Origin of the sequence: Paenibacillus sp. FSL H3-0457 (assembly GCF_037981725.1) — a bacterium.
GTDB classification, from domain to species: Bacteria; Bacillota; Bacilli; order Paenibacillales; family Paenibacillaceae; genus Paenibacillus; species Paenibacillus amylolyticus.
On sequence record NZ_CP150283.1, the window covers coordinates 6,926,457 to 6,945,149 of the forward strand.

The 18,693-nt window shown below is 43.5% G+C and carries 9 protein-coding genes; 4 read left to right on the top strand and 5 right to left on the bottom strand.

The window, feature by feature from the left end:
* Positions 1–82 precede the first annotated feature (82 nt).
* On the bottom strand, positions 83–2,206 hold the full coding sequence (locus MHH25_RS30425; RefSeq protein WP_036611844.1) for a 5'-nucleotidase C-terminal domain-containing protein: 2,124 nt from the start codon (positions 2,204–2,206) through the stop codon (positions 83–85).
* Positions 2,207–2,798: 592 nt separating this feature from the next.
* Here MHH25_RS30425 and MHH25_RS30430 point away from each other — a divergent pair.
* The gene (locus MHH25_RS30430; RefSeq protein WP_051447237.1) at positions 2,799–3,425 is read left to right on the top strand and encodes a hypothetical protein; all 627 of its coding nucleotides are present in this window, start codon (positions 2,799–2,801) and stop codon (positions 3,423–3,425) included.
* Between the two features lie 211 nt (positions 3,426–3,636).
* Here MHH25_RS30430 and MHH25_RS30435 read toward each other — a convergent pair whose 3' ends face one another.
* Complete coding sequence (locus tag MHH25_RS30435; RefSeq protein ID WP_340018814.1) at positions 3,637–9,927, bottom strand: Ig-like domain-containing protein; 6,291 nt, start codon at positions 9,925–9,927, stop codon at positions 3,637–3,639.
* A 723-nt stretch (positions 9,928–10,650) separates the two neighbouring features.
* Positions 10,651–11,319 carry a DNA alkylation repair protein gene (locus MHH25_RS30440; RefSeq protein ID WP_340018815.1) on the bottom strand — a complete coding sequence of 223 codons (669 nt, stop codon included), beginning with the start codon at positions 11,317–11,319 and terminating at the stop codon, positions 10,651–10,653.
* Positions 11,320–11,533: 214 nt separating this feature from the next.
* On the opposite strand from MHH25_RS30440, the gene MHH25_RS30445 reads away from it, so the two are divergent.
* A complete protein-coding gene (locus MHH25_RS30445) occupies positions 11,534–12,508 on the top strand; it encodes a YndJ family transporter (protein WP_340018816.1) in 975 nt (324 codons plus the stop codon).
* A gap of 91 nt (positions 12,509–12,599) precedes the next feature.
* Positions 12,600–13,052, top strand: a complete 453-nt coding sequence (locus tag MHH25_RS30450; protein ID WP_340018817.1) for a HEAT repeat domain-containing protein — start codon at positions 12,600–12,602, stop codon at positions 13,050–13,052.
* A gap of 252 nt (positions 13,053–13,304) precedes the next feature.
* Here the strand turns inward: MHH25_RS30450 and MHH25_RS30455 are convergent, their stop codons facing one another.
* Positions 13,305–14,795 carry an aldehyde dehydrogenase family protein gene (locus MHH25_RS30455; RefSeq protein WP_338707420.1) on the bottom strand — a complete coding sequence of 497 codons (1,491 nt, stop codon included), beginning with the start codon at positions 14,793–14,795 and terminating at the stop codon, positions 13,305–13,307.
* A 28-nt stretch (positions 14,796–14,823) separates the two neighbouring features.
* Positions 14,824–15,909 carry a 5-methyltetrahydropteroyltriglutamate--homocysteine S-methyltransferase gene (locus MHH25_RS30460; protein WP_338707421.1) on the bottom strand — a complete coding sequence of 362 codons (1,086 nt, stop codon included), beginning with the start codon at positions 15,907–15,909 and terminating at the stop codon, positions 14,824–14,826.
* 276 nt (positions 15,910–16,185) lie between these two features.
* On the opposite strand from MHH25_RS30460, the gene MHH25_RS30465 reads away from it, so the two are divergent.
* On the top strand, positions 16,186–18,210 hold the full coding sequence (locus MHH25_RS30465) for a right-handed parallel beta-helix repeat-containing protein (protein WP_340018818.1): 2,025 nt from the start codon (positions 16,186–16,188) through the stop codon (positions 18,208–18,210).
* Positions 18,211–18,693 lie beyond the last annotated feature (483 nt).

Sequence of the window (18,693 nt, forward strand, 5' to 3'; positions counted from 1 at the left end):
AGGGTTTATCCGTAGAGGAATGCTCATTCGCCCGATAGGATGTGTTTCTCTGTTTTAATATAAAGTTTGAATAAGTTCTACATTATGAAGCTTTTGCTGCAACAGCTTTTTCAATTAATGCTTTTGCATCCTTAGTAGTCAGACCTAGTTTAGGTTGAAGTGATTTTTTATCTGTTCCAGCAAAAATACCTTTGTCAATCAATTTTGCCATAGGTTTAATTGCATAGGCAGACACGGATTTACCATCTTCGAAACTAGCAATAATTGTAGCAGCGTCTTTATCAGTCGCTTGATCTTTTACCAATTTAGCAAGAATGGTAGCAGCTTCTTCACGTGTGATATCCCGATCAGGATAGAAGTTTCCACCATAACCTTGAATGAATCCAGCATGCGTAGCTTCAGCAATCGCATCTGCATATGCAGCATTAGCCGCAACATCTTTGAATGCAGGTGCTGTAGCTACTTCGTTAAGTTTCAACATGTCGACCAGAGCACTTACAAATTCAGCACGAGAAATGACTTCTGTTGTTACAGGTGTTTCTGTTGGCTCGGTAGATGCAGCCAGGTTTGTGATACGTCCTTCATTTTTAGCTTCGATGCTACCGCCTTTATACGTGTCTACGATGTATTGGTAGAATACATCCAGATCGATAGGACCTGCCAGGGATGATTTAGCATCCAGCAGCACTTTATAGTTATCTCCACCTGCAGCCATAAAGTTGTTAACTACAGCCGTATATGTTTTTGCAGGATCAATCGTTGTTCCATCTTCAAGACTGAGACCTGTAACGCGTTCTGCGACCGGCTTATTGAAATCTGCAGTGTATTTCAAACCAGAGATTTGGAGTGTTTTGGTATTAGGTGTACCGTCAGCATTGATACCCCATTGCTGCTGCAACAAGGTTTTAACCTGTTCGCCAGTCAGCTCAAGTTTTACTAGAGTATTACCAAACGGTTGGATTTTGGCAAGATCAGCAAAGGTCACATCGCCTTGTGGCAGATCCGCACGAATACCGCCTGGATTCATAAATGCAAAGTCAGCTGCACTTGCCTCATCCCCAAAGTCTGCTTCACGCATTGAATCTGCAATGAGGTTGCCTAGAGGGGCTTCGTTATTATAAGCATCTGTACGGGTAACAGAACCATCCGTTGTACCTACTGGCTTCGTCAGCTCAGGATGCTTGTCTAATGATTTTTTAATAATAGCTAAAGATTCAGGGTCTTCTTTTACACCCTCTTGGAAAGTCGTTGTAACAGTCGCTGATTTTTCAGTTACATCCCCGGTAGCAGGGTCAATCATCAGCTTGATATCTTCAAACGCCGTACCATATGAGTAGGCTTGCACAATCAACTTTCCGTTCACTTCACCGTTAGCCAAAGCATGATTGTCACCTGCAACGATAACGTCAACAGGGGAGTCCGCCGGTAAAGCTTTTGCCAGATCAGCTGCTTCTCCAGTGGTTACGCCTTCTTTGGTTGTTGCTGGATCATGTGCCAAAACAATGATCGTTTCTACACCTTGGTCTTGCAATTCTTTAGCATATTTATTAACGGCTTCCACTTCTTCTTCTGCGCTTAAGAAACGTACGCCAGCTGTCCCCGATGGAGATACTTTGGCAGGTGTGGATTTCGTCACTAGTCCGATAAATCCAATTTTAACTCCGCCCACTTCTTTAATCACATACGGCTTAATCAATGTTTTTCCTGTGGCAGTTTCAATCACGTTTGCATTGACGTAATCAAATTTTGCACCGGCATGTGTTACCTTACCTTCTTTTGGATCAAGGCCACCAAAGATCTGTGCCTTTAAAGCAGCGACACCTTGGTCGAATTCGTGATTCCCTAAGGAACCTACATCAAAGCCCATCATATTCATCCATTCCATGGTAGGCTCGTCACGATCCAAAGATGAGGCTGGAGCAGATGCACCAACAGAGTCCCCATTATGGAAGAGTAGAGAGTATTCATATTTGGCTTGAGCTTCTTTGAGATAGGTTGCTAGAATTGGAGCCGTTCCTGCCTTCTTATCACCCACGATTGATGTGGTATCTAACTGACCGTGGAAATCATTGATTCCAATCAAGTGTACTTCTACATCGTTACCTGCGGCAGAGACAGAACCTGTTGCGCCCAATAGTTGCGTGAGTAATAGTGCAGCAGTAGCTACACGCAGTGTGCTTTTACCCAAAACTTTTTTCCAAAACATGAATGAAAAAACCCCTCTCCAATTTTAGATCCTGAGATATTTTACCATAGTTCAATTCATAAAAATCATTAAATATATAAAATTGATGTAAAAATTTTGGGAGATTGATAGAGGAGATGAATACCTATGTCTCGAGCTGCACCAAAGTTAGTGTTTGGCTTCAATTTATTCAAGCGAATAATAGGTTTTTTTCTAGCTCAGGAGACGAGAAGTTATAACGCATTGGTTGTAAGTAATAGATTCAAAATTTCATATAGAAAAATATGGCTTTTATATTTTTTGTTGCTATAATGGAAAATAAAGTATGTATTTTCACTTGATGATATAACTCCTCTACTAAAAAACACTTAGCTTCCATCTCCTAAAACACACACATCCCATTACATAATATGTATCAAAGATTTTCACACTTCTATTAAAGGAGGTGACCGTTGGGAGCATTTTAGATCTTAGTTCCCGTTTTACACCAGATGGGGACGTGTTACCTCACCGCTCCTGACTGAATACAACGCAGAAACATGCAATAGCTGTAAGGATTTGTTGTTCTATGCATTTAACTTTAACCATTATAAGAAAAATAGGAGCGTGTCCAATGAACAAACGACTTTTTCCCAGATCTTTTCGAGTTCTTATGGCTTGCTTGTTGATTCTTGCATTTGCCGTACCAGCAACAGCTTCTGCTGGCTATCTTGGAGATAAACTCACGATCGGCCAAAGCATGGCAAAGGGTGACTATCTCACCTCCCAAGATGGCAGGTTCTCAGCCATCTGGCAAAATGACGGGAACTTTGTTATCTATCAAAACGGTTCTTCTCTCTGGAGTAGCGGAACTAGTAACAGTGGGGCTCTTTCGTTCAATTTTGAATCACAGTACGGGAAACCTGTCATCTATAAATATGGCATGAAATATCAAGACGTTTACCAATATGGTTATCGTTATGGTTTCAACCCGGCTACAGGTAAATTCGAATATTACACCGGTTGGGGATGGGATAAAGTTTTGATGATCGATACTTCTGTACAGGTAGCTGCTTGGTCTCCCAATACCACCTCATGGATTCCAGGTCATCACGGGAGCAGCTTACCGGCTAACACAACGGGTGACACACTGGTCATGCAAAGTGATGGGAATTTAGTTCTCTATAACACAACCCTGACCAATAGCAATTATCCGAACAGTTGGATTCCTGTCTGGGCTTCCAATACGGGCGGGCGTTAAAGGGAAACGAACTCGAATGTTAAAGAAAGACAAAAAAGAGTCGCATGATTTGCGGCTCTTTTTTTGTGTCTAACGTTTTTGGGTCCACTCACCAATATATATGCATATAACCAGATAGTAAAAAAAATCTGAGGAATCTAATTAGATCCCTCAGATTAGTTTAAGATAACGTGCACTTATTACTACGTTTGAGTGTATTCGCGATGCAAAATTACCACAGATCTTCCGGGATGTACTTGATCATCGTTTCGGAGCCATCTTCATTGATCTTATACGTATGGGTTCTTGTGGCTTCTTCGACATGTCCATATGACCATTTGTTCAAACGGTTGTCCGGATATGAAGGTTCTGCTCCAGTCAGAGGACCTCTATACAGCATCCCATTAATCATCTTAACGGCTTCCTCTCGGGTAATCTGACTTCCTGGTTGGAAAGAAGCATCCTTATACCCTGATACGATACCAAAACGGAAAACTTCATCGATAGACTGCTCTGCCCAGTTCCCCTCAATATCTGTAAACGAGCTAATTCTCAAGATAGGGTCCATCTTCAGTTCTTTGGCAACGCCGAGATAACGCGCAATGGCTGTCGCCAGCTCTGCTCTTGTAATGGGCTGATCCGGTCTGAATGTATGATCCGCATAGCCTTTGAATATCCCTTTATTTGCAACAGCTTCAATATAATCGGCACCCCAGTAATCCGTAGCGACATCGCTGTACAGCTTGATGTGTCGAACCTCATCTTGCAAATGAAGCGTCCGGGCAAAAATAGCTGCAATCTCTGCACGAGTGATGAGCTTTTCAGGTTTCACATTACCGTCTGGGTACCCCATAATATATCGATCATGTTTGTGCTCATAACGGTTAGAGTACAACATCACTTTAATCAAGGACGTATCGTCCTGCGTATTCACAAGCGTAAGCTTATGATCTGAGCCGATCAAAGCCGTAACAGAAGCATAGTTCTCGCCCTCGGTCATTTCGTTAACCTTTAGTTTAAACGTCAGTTGGCCTCGTGTGTCTCCTGCCAGCTTCCCAACATTCCATTTTATTTCTTGGCCGGTAACGACGCCGCCGTTAGCATCAACTAAACTCATTCCGGCCGGGATCGTAGCTTTAACATACAAGCCATCAGCCTCAGTCAACGTTTTATTGGCGTAAATCACCGTGAAGGTTAGAATATCATCTTCTCTGCCCTTCATTTTGTCCACAAGGATAGCTGTGGCAAAATCAATGGGCTTGGTCGTTATGGTCTTCGGTGGTGCAGGCTCAGTCGTTGTGACTGGTGGCCCTACAGGATCAGTCGTTACAACTGGAGAGCCCCCTCCGTTGGATGACGGCAGTGGCGTCATGCTAAAGTCATACAGTACGATCTCCGTACCTACATGAATTAGTGGCTGGTTCGTATCGACAACTCTGCTGTCGAAATCCTTATATCCTGCCTTGGTCGCGGTTAAGTAGTAGTCCGTATGAGGAAATACCATGAACGCATACTGCCCAGTCACATCACTCGTCTGCGGGTTCGCGTTATCCGCTGGCGGGAAGTTGCTCACAGGTGGCAAGTTGACCACCGTTCCATTGCTGTAATGAAGCGTAACAATTGCACCGGATATTGGATGACCCGTCACGGAATCGGTAATTGTACCGTAGGGGTCAATGAGTACCTCACTAATGCTGATTTGTCCGTCTGAACTAATCTCAATATCAGCATGACCAACAACAACAGGTTGTGTTCCACCGCCCGGGAGCGGAATGTTATAGATGACATCGGCAGTGTAGATGCCCTTAAGTACACTGTCGATATTGAATATTCCATTAGAATCAATTTGGCCTGTATGAGCCCCATTGCCGTCATTGATCAACACCGTGTAACCGCCGCCCACAGTTCCGTTGAGTGCCAGGGAGCCACCCTGCGATGTTTCCACCAAGACAACACCAGAGACTGTTTTATTCCCCTCAAAGGATCGACCATCCACACTAGCATTTACTGGAACACTCTGATTAAACGTGACGGATTTTTTCTGTCCACCAATCTCTACTTGCTTTGTAATGGATACATCGTATGTCACATTACCCTTCGGTATAGCTAGGGTGTATGCCCCATCGCCCACTGTAACTGCAACAGCATGAAAATCAGTAATACCGTCACCATCAAAATCTTTGCTCACTTTAATCAAAGCGCCTGCTACGGGGTGACCTGCTTGGTCTGTGACGATACCCGTAATAACACCAGGGGTGATCGTAATATGAATCGTATCACTCACGTAGAGATCTCTTGGGCTATCAGCAACCGTTGCCGTTAATGGTATAGATGCAGATTCCGTACCGCCAAGTATAGCCCCCGTGAAGGTTGTAGTTGCAATTCCGTGTGCGTCCGTCAAGACGCTTATCGTATTCAAGTTCCCAGCAAAATGTCCATATGTTGTATCCGGCACTTTAAATACGACTTGAACCCCTGCCTGAGGATGACCCTCTTTATCAGTCACCACCGCCTTAAAGACAGATGTTGACGCGCCGTTACCAAGTATGGACGATGGGTTGGCCGTCAATGTCATTTCAAACTCGACAAGCTCAAAGTCTTGGATGACAACTCCATTTGTATTAACGTTGACCGTGGATACTGAGATTTCTCGATGAGCAAAGCTGTACTCATCGCTAACCACTTCTAGAATATATTTATTGATCACGACATTCTCAAAATTGTATTTACCATTTGAACCTGTCGTGAACCGTTCCTTCTCTTTACCTGCAAGGTCACGTAAAATGACTGTCGCCCCGGATACCGGGTCTCCGGTTTTCTTATCCATCACCGTTCCAACAATGCTTGGGTTGGTAATTGAGATCGTCACCGTAGCTATGTTGGACTGACCTGTTCCGTCAGAAGCTTGATAAGTGAACGTCACACTTCCCGATGCTTCCTCTTTTGCCTCAAACGTGAATGAGCCATCCGAGTTGGCCGTCAGCGTACCCTTGCTTGCGTCGCTAATTGAACTAATATTCACTGCTGTGAGCGTATCATTCCCTGCGCTAGTATCGTTGAGTAAAATTCCTTTTTCCACCGGGACAGTAAGTTTACCCCCTCTTGCAACCTGATAGCTGTCATTCTCGGCAACTGGCACCGCTCTGAATTTTGCATAATAGTCTCCGGCTGTCTGAACAGTAAAGGTGTATGACGCATCCGAGCTTACTGAAATGCCTGTGCCTTCTTCGTTCTCATACCATCCCACGAATGAATAGCCCAGACTTGGGTTAGCCGCAATTGTTGCCGATTCGCCAAGCCCATAAGAATCGTCACCATTAGTCGTGCCCCCGACATTTCCAATGACATGTGTATTGATTGGCAACGTAATTGTGATCGTCACCGTAGCTACACTCGAATAAACGGTTCCGTCAAAGGCTTGATAGGTAAACGTCACATTACCGGAAGCATTCTCCTCCGCAATGAACGTGAACGATCCGTCAGGGCTCACATTCAGCGTGCCCATGCTTGGATCACTGATTGAGCTGACGTTCATCGCCGTAAGCGGATGATTCTCATCATCGGTATCGTTCGTGAGTATACCTGCCTCAACTGGAACAGTGAGTGTATCTCCACTCTTAATGCGATAGGTGTCATTCTCCGCAATAGGCTCATGCGTAGAAACTGGTAAAGTAATCGCAATCGTCACCGTAGCTACGTTTGACTGGGCGATGCCATTGTCTGCTTGGTAGGTAAACGTCACATTACCGGACGCTTCCTCATCTGCCACGAATGTGAATGATCCGTCAGGACTTACATTCAGAGTGCCCTTGCTCGGGTCGCTGACAGAGCTGATAGCCCCCGCCGTAAGTGGACGTCCCTCCGCATCCGTATCGTTCATCAAGATGCCCTCTAGTGAAGAAACGGTGAGCGTATCTCCTCTTAAGACACTATACGTGTCATTCTCCGCGACTGGCAGCATAACATATTTAGCATAATAGCCTACATCCGCCTGAACGGTAAACGTATATGCTGCACTTGTACTTACTGGAGTACCAGTGCCTGCTTGGTTGTCGTACCATCCCACGAATGCATATCCTTGATCTGCGCTTGCCTTAATTGTTGCTGAGTCACCAATATTGTAGGTGTTATCCCCTTCAGTCGTGCCTCCAATGGCTTCGATAACATGCGTGGTGACTACAGCTGTTGTCACATCCGTTACATTGGTAGTTACTGTATTAGAGCCAAGATTAATACTCGAAATTACAGCATTGTCGCTGATCACAGTTTGCGGTGTACCTGGTGCCGTTTTCGTGAAGCTCAGCACCTTACTGCTATTCGCGGGTACATCAATTCCCGTTTGTGTTTGGCCCTCACTGGTGACACTAAGACCTGTTTTTGTTGTATTCGTATAGTTATAAATTGTAACTGTGTAGTTTATAGATCCGTTGGTCTGAATCGTTGCGGGACCTGTCTTGTCAATCCCCATCTTCAGATCAAGCTTACCATTGTTTCCAAGTTTCATCGTCGCTCTTCCATTATTCATGGACTCCTCGGTTACATAGGTTGCACCAATTCCATCTGATTTGGAGATCGTCTGCTTACTCGTTAAAGCAAGATAGTAAGGGCTGTCCGTAGGCGGGAAGAAATAAGCCGCTGTTTTGGCCCCATCCATGGCATTACCTGAATTCAGGTAGCGAGATATGTTTCCTACATTATTGGGAGACATCTGAAAAGTAGGTTTTACTTTATAGTTGAGTGCAAATGAACCGTCTGTTGGTGCACTATATTCTCCCGACTTTGGGCTTGTCCGGTTCTTGAAGCGATAAATATGCCGTTGCATATCTTCTGCGTCGATATACCAAGTGAGACTGGTAACACCTGCGACTGTCTTAATGACGGCTTTACTTCCGTATCCAGCGAATTGATACGCTGTACCGCCATTTATCGTTGTAGTTGCATCCACCGTTGCGACAGCGTCACCGATTTTCAACGTGGACAGATCAACATTAAAGTCCTCGCTGATTTCGTCTGCAACAACAATTGCACTTGCTATATCGGCTGTCTCTGAGCCAAGATCGGTAGTCTCCGGTATATTGAGAAGCGGAAGTATGGTCGTAGTAGCTTCTACATCATTCGCCAACCCAGCAAAAGCTGAACTCACAATGTCATAGGTTGGAGCGAATGTGTAATAATTACTGTAAACAAAAGAATCTGCGTAGTTAAAACCATTTGGCCCCTGAGCAGCATACGTTTTCAGCTTGTCATAGGTATTCTTTGCCGTACCATAGTTATAACTACTGTCTTCCTTATGATCGTTGACTCTTTTCGGGTCAAGACCTGCCCATGCGTAGACTGGCTGGCTACCACTATACGGTCCGTTAATTGCCGTTGTGGAACCCAGTCCCACTGTATACACTTTGGCTTTCGTGGATTCTCCTCCATTGTATGCTGTGTACTGATTATCTAAAAGACCCTTCATATATGCGCCCGTGAGTATAGTCAGCGCAGCAATTTCCGGATCACCTGTATTGGCCAGACTGGTACCGGCAGTAGCTGGTACGTATTTGGTACCATCAGTGCCACTCTGATTGTAGTTTGCAATCGTTGTAGCTTCGGTTACCGCATTCTGAAAATCAGTTTCAAACGATTTGCCTTTGGGCGAAGTATACCATGCCTTCTTGGCATGAATTGCCGCCCCATCTGATAGAAGGAACAAGTAAGGCTGGCGCTTAGGTCCCGTGCCCTTAGTTCCCACACTGCTCATCGTCTTGGAGACACCATACATGATACCGTCCTGCGTTGGCGTACCTGCCCCTAGCGAGACTGCCGACTTCGTTCCAACGGCTGTACCATCCTTGACTAGATTGCTGTTCAATGTGATGTTTTGGTTGGATGTTGCATATTTCAAATAATCTTCCGTTCCATGTCCTGAACTAAATACGTAGTGTCCTAGTTCCATAAAAGTGCCAAGGTGGTTGGAGCTAGCCGATCCTCCAAACCAATAAACCGCAACGCGGTTATTGGGATTCGCATCCATGACTGTGCGGATTGCATCATTGGCTGCTTTGGCCATCGCTTCGACACGATAGTACACACCAGGTCCACCTGCTGTTTCTGCTATTTCTCTCCCATTTAGATTTCCCATAGACGAACTCATGTCCAAAATAAAGGTTACGTCCGCCGCAGGACCGTCAGCATTGCCGCTCCCTCCGACACCTGGGTTGGTCAAATTTGCAGTCATATATTCTTGTGCTAACGCTGACAATTTGACATTAAAACTGCCATCACCCTCTGCCGTAACGCTCTTGTCAGTCCAAATACGTCCGTCTGATGCCGCTGTACCAAAGCCGCTAGGTGGTGCATCCGTCACCGGGTCGGCAGTTAACTTGACTTGGTACTGGTCGTAGTTCGTCTCCGCCATAGTCGGAGCGATTGCCGCATTGGCCACTGAGCCGTCTAAAGGAGTAAGACCACTAAGCCCAAATATTAGACAGACCGTAAGCGCAATTGAAATAAATTTTCTAAAGCCATTGTTGTTCATATCTAGTCCTCCGTACAAAATTGAAATGTAAATATCCCTAATACAGCAAACTTCTTGTGTTTATTCGTCTATAACCTAACCTGTTCAAAAAGAACTATAGCAACATTTATTACCTTCTTCCCGTCTCCAGATTTGTTGCGAATTTTAGTATAATCATTAACTCTAAACAAAAACTGAACAAGAACGTAATAGACTGATACTCAGTTCGATCACAGTGAATTCGATACATTAAATTAATCGCATTATGTATAGTTCCTAGATAAAATTGGGCAGAACAATTTAAAGAGAAACTTGATGCAGGGCAAGTAAAAGAAATCAGTATCGGCATGATTAATCCCACCATATTAAGCGAGGAAGAAAAAAATATGGTTATCCAAATGATACAAGATGCAGAACTTAGACCTTTTGATGCAGGTGATGTTGTTGGATCGAACAATGCTGGAAAAATTACATTTACAGACGAAACGAGCCTAGACATCGTTTTTAGGACCTTCTGGAGGAATCCAATTGCATCCGAAGGCTACTGAGAAGGAGTATGAGATACTGAGCGAAGAGTTAAAAAATTGGTTTCACACAAATTATAGTGATTAGTAGTGTCATAAAACTTTTGATATTCCTCCAAGCAAAAAGGATCTGGAAGCTTACTTCCAGATCCTTTTTCTATATTGAGGCTTCGAATTCTTATTTTCACATCAGATACTAATGAATATTTCACAGGGGCAACTAATTCTTATTTCGTTTGTTAACTTCAATTGCAATGAACTCTGGCAAATAATTAGGAGTACAACCCTTTGATACCATTTCATCTTTATAAAGACCTGTATTCTCACCAAGTTTAATACAACGTGCACGGTACTTTTGATCATAAATGCCTATCCAACCTGCAATGAAATTCTTAGCCCACTGGACTGTCGGCTCTTCCTGCGTAATATTAGCTTCAATTGCAGATAGTAAGTCCTCGGTGTTATCAGGAGGCGTTTGTCCGGTCCATCTCAATCGCGCTTGATAATACCAAAAAGCTCGCCTTTGAAGAGCAGAAGGGCTTTTTTCCCATGACTCCATCAATGCAATGTTCTTCTTGTCTTTGGTGAGCTGATTAGCCATTAACCAATCCATTAAGTTATTTCGCTCATCAAAAGTGTGAGTCTGCATATCCTTATCAAACTTATTAAGCACTTCTTGTGAGAGAAGTTTTTTATCCATAATTAAAATAGCTAATAGTCTGGGCAAAAACGCTTCGGTCGACCAAAGTTCCATAGCTAGTTCGTGATCTTTTTTAATATCCTTTGCGATTTTTCGTAATTCGCCTAGCTTAGTTTTACTATTGATCTGCTGTAGAATGTCCCCTGCTTTTGAAGAGTATTTCGTTTCTATACTTTTATCCTTATTCATTTGATACCACAGCTCCTTTATGGTGAAAGTCTTTGAAGAGCGGAAGGACTATTTCCCATGACTCCATCAACCGCAGTAAGATAAGCTTATTTTCATATATTTACAATTAAATGTGTTAGACTACTAAAAGAAGAATTGCCAATCTATACTAAAGAAAGCTACACAACTGGATACGGGTAGTTATTACGATAAACGTAGTTAGAAAGGAAACCCCATGAATAGTTCCTTGAAGCAACGAATGAAATCATTATTAGCACCAGTGTTTCCCGGTGGAATCATAACCATTCTGATATTTTCCCTTGATTACTTCCAATTCGAACTTGTTGAAAAATTTCTACTTTTTGCGGCTTTTGTCATTGTACCTCTTGTGATTTTACTTTTGAACCATGATGAAAAGAATAAACATCAACGAATGATTTATGCTGCTATGAAATGGCTTCAATTTCCCGCTGCGCTTCTTACCCTGGCCTCGGTAATGAGTAATAAGATGTGGGGGTTAGAAAGTACGGAAATCCCAGGGATTCTGTCTCTTGGATGGCTACTGTTCACACTGCTGCTTGGCATCTATGGCTTGACCACGATTGTAATCTCTAAAGGAAAAGCAGCTGAAATAGCGATTGGTGCGGGGCTCGTTTATTTTTTTATCGGGGGCATTTGGTTTACCTTATATCAATATCAATTGAACCTGTTCCAAGCTAATCCTTCAACGCACGCGTTAAGCTCGCTCCACTTCCATTTCTCATCTGCGATCGTTCCGATTTTTATTGGTGCACTGGGACGCATCATGACGAAGAAAAGCTGGTATCCTTGGGTTGTTGCCATCGATATCATCGGACCCATCTTGATTGCTATTGGTATGATTTTCTCCAAGCCAATTGAATACATTGGTGTCGCTTTGTTCGCTTGTAATATTGTGGTTTACACCGCTTATCTCCTTACTTACTTGAGGAAAAATGCTTTGGATATTAAGGCAGCCTTCTTCTTAGGCCTTTCTTGTCTAGCCTTTTACACGGTGGTTGTCATTTCCATCTTCTATCCGTTACTGAAAAATATGTACTCCTTAACCATACTCGATTTTATTCCCATTTACGGATCTCTGCATGCGTTTGGTTTTGTCTTATGTGGACTAATTGGTTGGGTGTATATGGTGGACTTCATTAAGGAAAAGGCTAACCAGTCGGCTTCATAGGAGTAGTTTAGTCAGGTTCGTGCTATAATAGTGATCACATAAATAACATTCATCATTCTGCCGAGATGGCGATGATTAAGGAGATTGAATTTTGACGAACAACCATGATACTGGAGCAGTTAACGAACTACCGGAGAACTTTGAAGAGCTCAAACGAGCGGCTAACCGGACGTCAAGCTGGAGAGAAAGACTGAATGCGGTGAACGAATTGGGGAACTGGGACACAGCCCCTACCATTAAGTTGCTGCAGCATGTTTTGAAAAATGATCAAGTGTTTCAAGTGCGCGAAGCCGCATATCACAAGCTCAAGCAGTTGGATGAAGATGTACAAATGCCTGCCAAAAACAAAGGTGAGCTGTTTAAAGGTACTAACAAAATTTTGCTACGGATTAAAAAAAGCCTTCCTGAAGGTCACACGTTCGAGCAATTCAAGGAAAAACTGCAAAAGACACGTCTGGATATCTATGATACTTACGAGGGCGACAAAGATGCTGAGTTCGATTCCTGGCTCCATGGAATTTGGGAGACACTAGGTAGAAAATAACCGCCGTTCACCGTATAATAGCTGAATACCAAGCCACTCCATCAATGGAGTGGCTTCTTTATTTTTTCAGCGTCACCTCCATCAGATATGAGTTAATTTTTTCTAAAAAGTTGCTGCGGTCAAACTTATCTGACAAAAAAACGCCCTGTCTACTGATTCTTAAAGATCAGTAAACAAAGCGCAAAGTTAGAGCCTACATTCAATTTCACATGTACATTCCCCTGTACGATGCGAAGTGGTGTGCTATAAGATTTATTCTGGTATATAAGGAAGATCCAGTGTCTTCGGAACGTTGATGACATGCTTTTCTGTATAAGTGCGGATGCCTTCCACGCCGTATTCACGGCCAATACCAGATTGCTTAACCCCACCGAAAGGGAACCGAACGTCGAGCCCCTGCACAGCAGCTGTATTGATCATAGTCGTTCCAGCTTCGAGTTGACGTGCAACGGAGATGGCATCCTCTTCTTTCCCCCACACAGAACTCGTCAATCCATATATACTTTCATTGTGTAGATGAATAACCTGCTCTTCATCGTCAAATGGAAGAATCGGAACCGTAGGACCAAACTGTTCCTCCACTACAATCGGATCATGAACATCGCAACCTAAGACAAGCGTAGGTTGTAGGTAGTAACCTTGTTCAAACAGCTTCTGATCAAGAATTTGACCGAGAGGGATGACCTCAGCCCCACGCTTTTGCGCATCTTCAACCAAACCAAGCACATAATTTTTCTGCTTCAGGTTATTAAGTGGACCTACTGTCGTATTTGAATCAAATGGGTCACCAATTCGAATCCAGCGATTAGCCGCCTCTATATATTTTTCCACAAACTCATCATAAATAGAACGGTGTACATACACACGTTTGGCGATCATACAGATCTGGCCTGCTGTCAAGAAATTAGAAATGACAATCCGGCGCATTGCTCGCTCATCATGAACATCAAAACTTTCCAAGAAGATAGCCGCATCATTACCACCAAGCTCAAGCGTCATATCCTTAATCGTTTCCGAAGCCGCTTTAATAATATGCTTAGCTGTTGCGGTTCCACCTGTAAAGGCGATTTTAGTAACAAGAGGATTACTAGTCAGTTCAACGCCCACATCCGCATCACCATGAACGACATTGATTACACCAGCCGGGAACTCACTCGCAATAATCTCTGCCACTTTCGCTGCCGCCAGTGGCGCATATGGACTTGGTTTAAGCACAATGGTGTTACCCGCAAGTAAGGCAGGAGCGATCTTAATCGTAGATAAAGCAATGGGATAGTTCCATGGACTAATTGCTGCCACCACACCAATGGGATCATAGGAAAGAATCGTTTTACCATTCTCATGCTCTTTGATCTCTTCCTGTAGAGCCGATTTAGCTTCATTACAAGCAAACTCCATCCACATTAACGAAACATAAATTTCACCGTGTGCATCATACAGGGGCTTGCCATGCTCTCTAGACAGCAAATGTACAATTTCATTCTCAGCCGTTCTAATCTTCTCAATCGCCTTGCGCATCATCATAATGCGTTCATCAATGGGGGTCTGCTTCCATGTTTTAAAAGCCCCTGCCGCCGCTTCAATCGCTTCAACCGCTTGTTCTTTCGTAGTGACAGGGAAATAACCTACGATCTCAGTTGGGTTTGTCGGATTCTCTTTTGCTACCTGCGAAAGGGATTTTACATTCTGACCATTAATGAACGCTTCAACGATAATTGTCTCTTGGTCTGCTTGAATTGTCATTTTACATCCCCTCCGTTATTTAAATGGATTAATTCCAAACTTCTTCTGCAATTTCCTTCACATAACGAAGTTTACGCCATTGTTGTTCTTCCGTTAAAATATTGCCTTCTTCTGTAGACGAAAAGCCACATTGTGGACTCAAACAAAGTTGCTCAAGTGGTACATAGGTTGCCGCCTCTGCAATCCGAGCTTTAATGTGTTCTTTATCCTCTAACTCGCCTGTTTTTGATGTGAGTAAACCAAGCACGATTTTCAGATCTTTTCGATTCACATATTGTAATGGCTCAAAACCACCTGAGCGCTCATCATCAAATTCCAGGAATAATCCATCTACGTTTAAGCCTCCAAAGATAACTTCAGAAGCGTAATCATAACCACCCGTTGAGAAATAGTTCGATTTATAGTTACCACGACAAATATGCATCGTCACCACTAAATCTGCTGGTTTATGAGACAAGGATTCATTAATCATGCGCTGCATCGTTTTCAACTCTTCCGCCGGTTCCAGACCTTTAGCACGTAACTTATCGTGACCAGCGTCTGAGAATAGGTCTGCCCAAGCTGTATCATCTAATTGCAGGTATCGACATCCTGCATCATAGAAGGCTTGAATTGCTTTTTGATACGCCGCAATCGTATCCTGGAGGAATTGCTCTCGGTCTGTATAGATATTAGCGTCATTCTCCAATCGATATAGAAGCATGTTGGGACTTGGAATGGTCTGTTTCGCTACTGCGTCACCTGCATGCTTTTTCAAAAACTCAAAATCCTGAACAAAGGGATGACTCGAAAAATCAACTTTACCAACAACACGAATCCCGCCCTTGCGCGTTTGCATATTATGGAATTTCGGTCCGTCTATTTGCTCATACAACTCTACGCCATCCAAGCCGCCCAGAAAATCAAAATGCCACCAGCTTCTGCGGAATTCACCATCCGTAACTGCCAATACGCCATTTTCTTTTTGCTTATCAATAATTCGAATAATCTCTTTATCTTCCACAGCTCTTAATTCCTCATATGTGATGTTGCCTGATTTATATTGTTCACGTGCCTGACTTAAATCTGCAGGACGTAGAAAGCTACCTACATGATCATTACGAAATGGTATCATAACTATTTCTCCTTCTAACTTTTTAGTCTAATGAGTATAGCATGATGGAAAGGAATGCTTGTTATATGAAAAAAGCATGGCTAGTCATAGCTTTTAACAATAGCTACAAGACTTTAATACGCAAAAATCCACAACTTCATAGGGTAGTGGATGTGGTTTTACCTTTTATCAATATCAATTCAGGCTAACATACACCTTCCTATCTCTGCCATTATAATTATTTTCTAGTATAATAACGGGATACAACCAACATTTTAAAATAGAAGGAGAGTTGTTATGGAATATCATGTATCCATACATGGGAATGATCAAGGAAAAGGAACAGCGGATCAACCCCTTCGTACCATATCACGCGCTGCGGCTCATGCCATGGCCGGTGATACAGTTATTGTTCATGCGGGAGTATACAGGGAATGGGTTAACCCGGCTAATGGAGGAACAGCGGAGCATAGAATCGTATATCGATCCGCAGGAGACGGGGAAGTCGTGATTACAGGAGCTGAACGGATTACCAACTGGAATTCTGAAGGAAACCATGTCTGGAGCACAGAAGTGCCCAATTCCCTCTTTTCCGTTCGTAATCCCTATGAGGTAGAGCTCAGTGGAGACTGGTTGTTTGACGGGCCCTTCCCAATTCATCTCGGCGATGTCTATTTGGATGGCAAATCATTGTATGAATGCGATAGTATTGAAAGCGTTCACAATCCTGAAGTTTGGTCCGAAGCCAAGTATCCCAAGGATTCATTGTTAAAATGGTATGCCGAGGTTGGTTCTACAACAACAAAAATCTGGGCCAACTTTGGTGGAAAAGATCCTCGTACGGAAAATGTAGAAATTAATGTACGTCCTTATTGCTTCTGGCCTGTGAAACCGGGAATTAACTACATCACCGTAAGCGGTTTCACTCTGCGTCAAGCCTCCCCCCAATGGGCACCGCCTACAGACTACCAGGAAGGTTTGATTGGACCTCACTGGAGCAAGGGCTGGATTATTGAAAACAATATAATCAGTGAATCCAAATGCGTTGGTATTAGCCTGGGTACCGAAATCGGTACAGGGCACACCAAGTCTTTGGAGAAGCATAGTAAAGGTGGTACTCAACGCGAGCAGGAGGTTATTTTACAAGCATTACGCTCCGGCTGGCATAAAGATAACATCGGCAGTCACACAGTTCGAGGTAATGTGATTCATGATTGTGAACAGGCAGGTATTGTGGGTCATATGGGAGCAGCCTTCAGCCACATTTATCAGAACCGTATTTATAATATTCACCACAAACGACTCAGACATGGTGCCGAAGTAGCGGGAATTAAACTGCATGCTTCCCTGGATACTCAAATTAGCAAAAATATAATGTATAGCTGTTACCGTGCGCTTTGGTTGGACTGGCAGGCACAGGGCACTCGCATCAGCCGTAATGTATTTTTTGACAATCTTTCGGAGGACCTCTTCGTTGAGGTTTGCCATGGTCCATATATGGTCGATCATAACCTATTTCTCTCTCCGATGAATTTCAGGAATATGGCCCAGGGCGGGGCATTTGCTCATAATTTGTTTGCAGGCCGATTTGTAGTTCGTTCCGAAATTACTCGTATTACGCCATATCATTTCCCTCACGAGACGGCCATGGCGGGATACTCCAATATCACTGGGGGCGATGACAGGTACTACAACAATATCTTTATAGGTGACAATGATCCTAATAAGGAGCCTGTGCCCATCACCTTCTTTGAGCATATTCCCCTTAAACCAAGGGATGAAGTTGGAGAGGACGGGAAGACGGTCATGGATGGTATCCCGGACAACTCCAGATGTTATCTGCATGCTGTGGGACTTGGCGGCTACGATCAACATCCGGATGTGAAAGATAAGAAATGGTGGGAATACACCAAAGAGGAGCTTATGGAGCTTGGCGATGCCGCAAAGGATTTCTTTATAGGCAATGCCGTACTTCCGGTAGCTATGGGTGGCAATGTATTTCTTAACGATGCGGTTTCAAGCCGTCACGAATCCCAAGCGAAGATATATACACAAAAGGGTATGAACGTTGAGATTGATCCTGCGCTAGGTAAGGTGCACATTCAGATCAATGAGCCCGAACTTCTTCGGGGAACCTCTGCAATGTTAGTTACCACGGATCTGCTTGGAAAGACTTATCACGCCAACATGAAGTATGAGGAGCCGGACAGTAGTCCATATCATTTTGACTCCGATTTCTTCGGAACAAAGAGACCCGATGCAGATGTAACACCTGGTCCGTTTGAATTAACCGAAACGGGTACTCTTGATTTTGAAATTTAAGTTTATGATTGAGGGTCCAGTCATTTCAGGTGATTGGATCACAATATATAAACAAAGCCACTCCTTACGTGGAGTGGTTTCTTTGCTTTGCATAGGACTACTCTAATATAGAATATTAGTTCTTTGTATCCCAAGCAGTATGGTTTCCCCAATCAGACCACAATGACTTTAATCCTTTAACTAGCCACTCTCCACCAAAAGCTATTGTTCCTTCATGTGAAGCATAAATAATCCAGTCCAATCGATATCAATATCTGAATTTAGAAAAAACACTTTCATCGATGCTCACCCCATCGAAGATGAAAATCGAAGACCAAGACTGCATGGGCCGTAGGTAATTTTATGCATCCATTGGCTAGGTGAGGCATATGTGCAGATAGAAGCGAGGGAGACTATGTAAGGTAAGAGAACGGTTTGGTAACACGTCCATTATTTCGTATAGTAGTAAGGGAGAACGCCATTACGGCCGTTCTCCTTTTTAGT

Coding starts and splice junctions, on each gene's coding strand:
- MHH25_RS30425 (WP_036611844.1), bottom strand. CDS start 2,206: ATGTTTTGGAAAAAAGTTTTGGGTAAAAGCACACTGCGTGTAGCTACT.
- MHH25_RS30430 (WP_051447237.1), top strand. CDS start 2,799: ATGAACAAACGACTTTTTCCCAGATCTTTTCGAGTTCTTATGGCTTGC.
- MHH25_RS30435 (WP_340018814.1), bottom strand. CDS start 9,927: ATGAACAACAATGGCTTTAGAAAATTTATTTCAATTGCGCTTACGGTC.
- MHH25_RS30440 (WP_340018815.1), bottom strand. CDS start 11,319: ATGAATAAGGATAAAAGTATAGAAACGAAATACTCTTCAAAAGCAGGG.
- MHH25_RS30445 (WP_340018816.1), top strand. CDS start 11,534: ATGAATAGTTCCTTGAAGCAACGAATGAAATCATTATTAGCACCAGTG.
- MHH25_RS30455 (WP_338707420.1), bottom strand. CDS start 14,795: ATGACAATTCAAGCAGACCAAGAGACAATTATCGTTGAAGCGTTCATT.
- MHH25_RS30460 (WP_338707421.1), bottom strand. CDS start 15,909: ATGATACCATTTCGTAATGATCATGTAGGTAGCTTTCTACGTCCTGCA.
- MHH25_RS30465 (WP_340018818.1), top strand. CDS start 16,186: ATGGAATATCATGTATCCATACATGGGAATGATCAAGGAAAAGGAACA.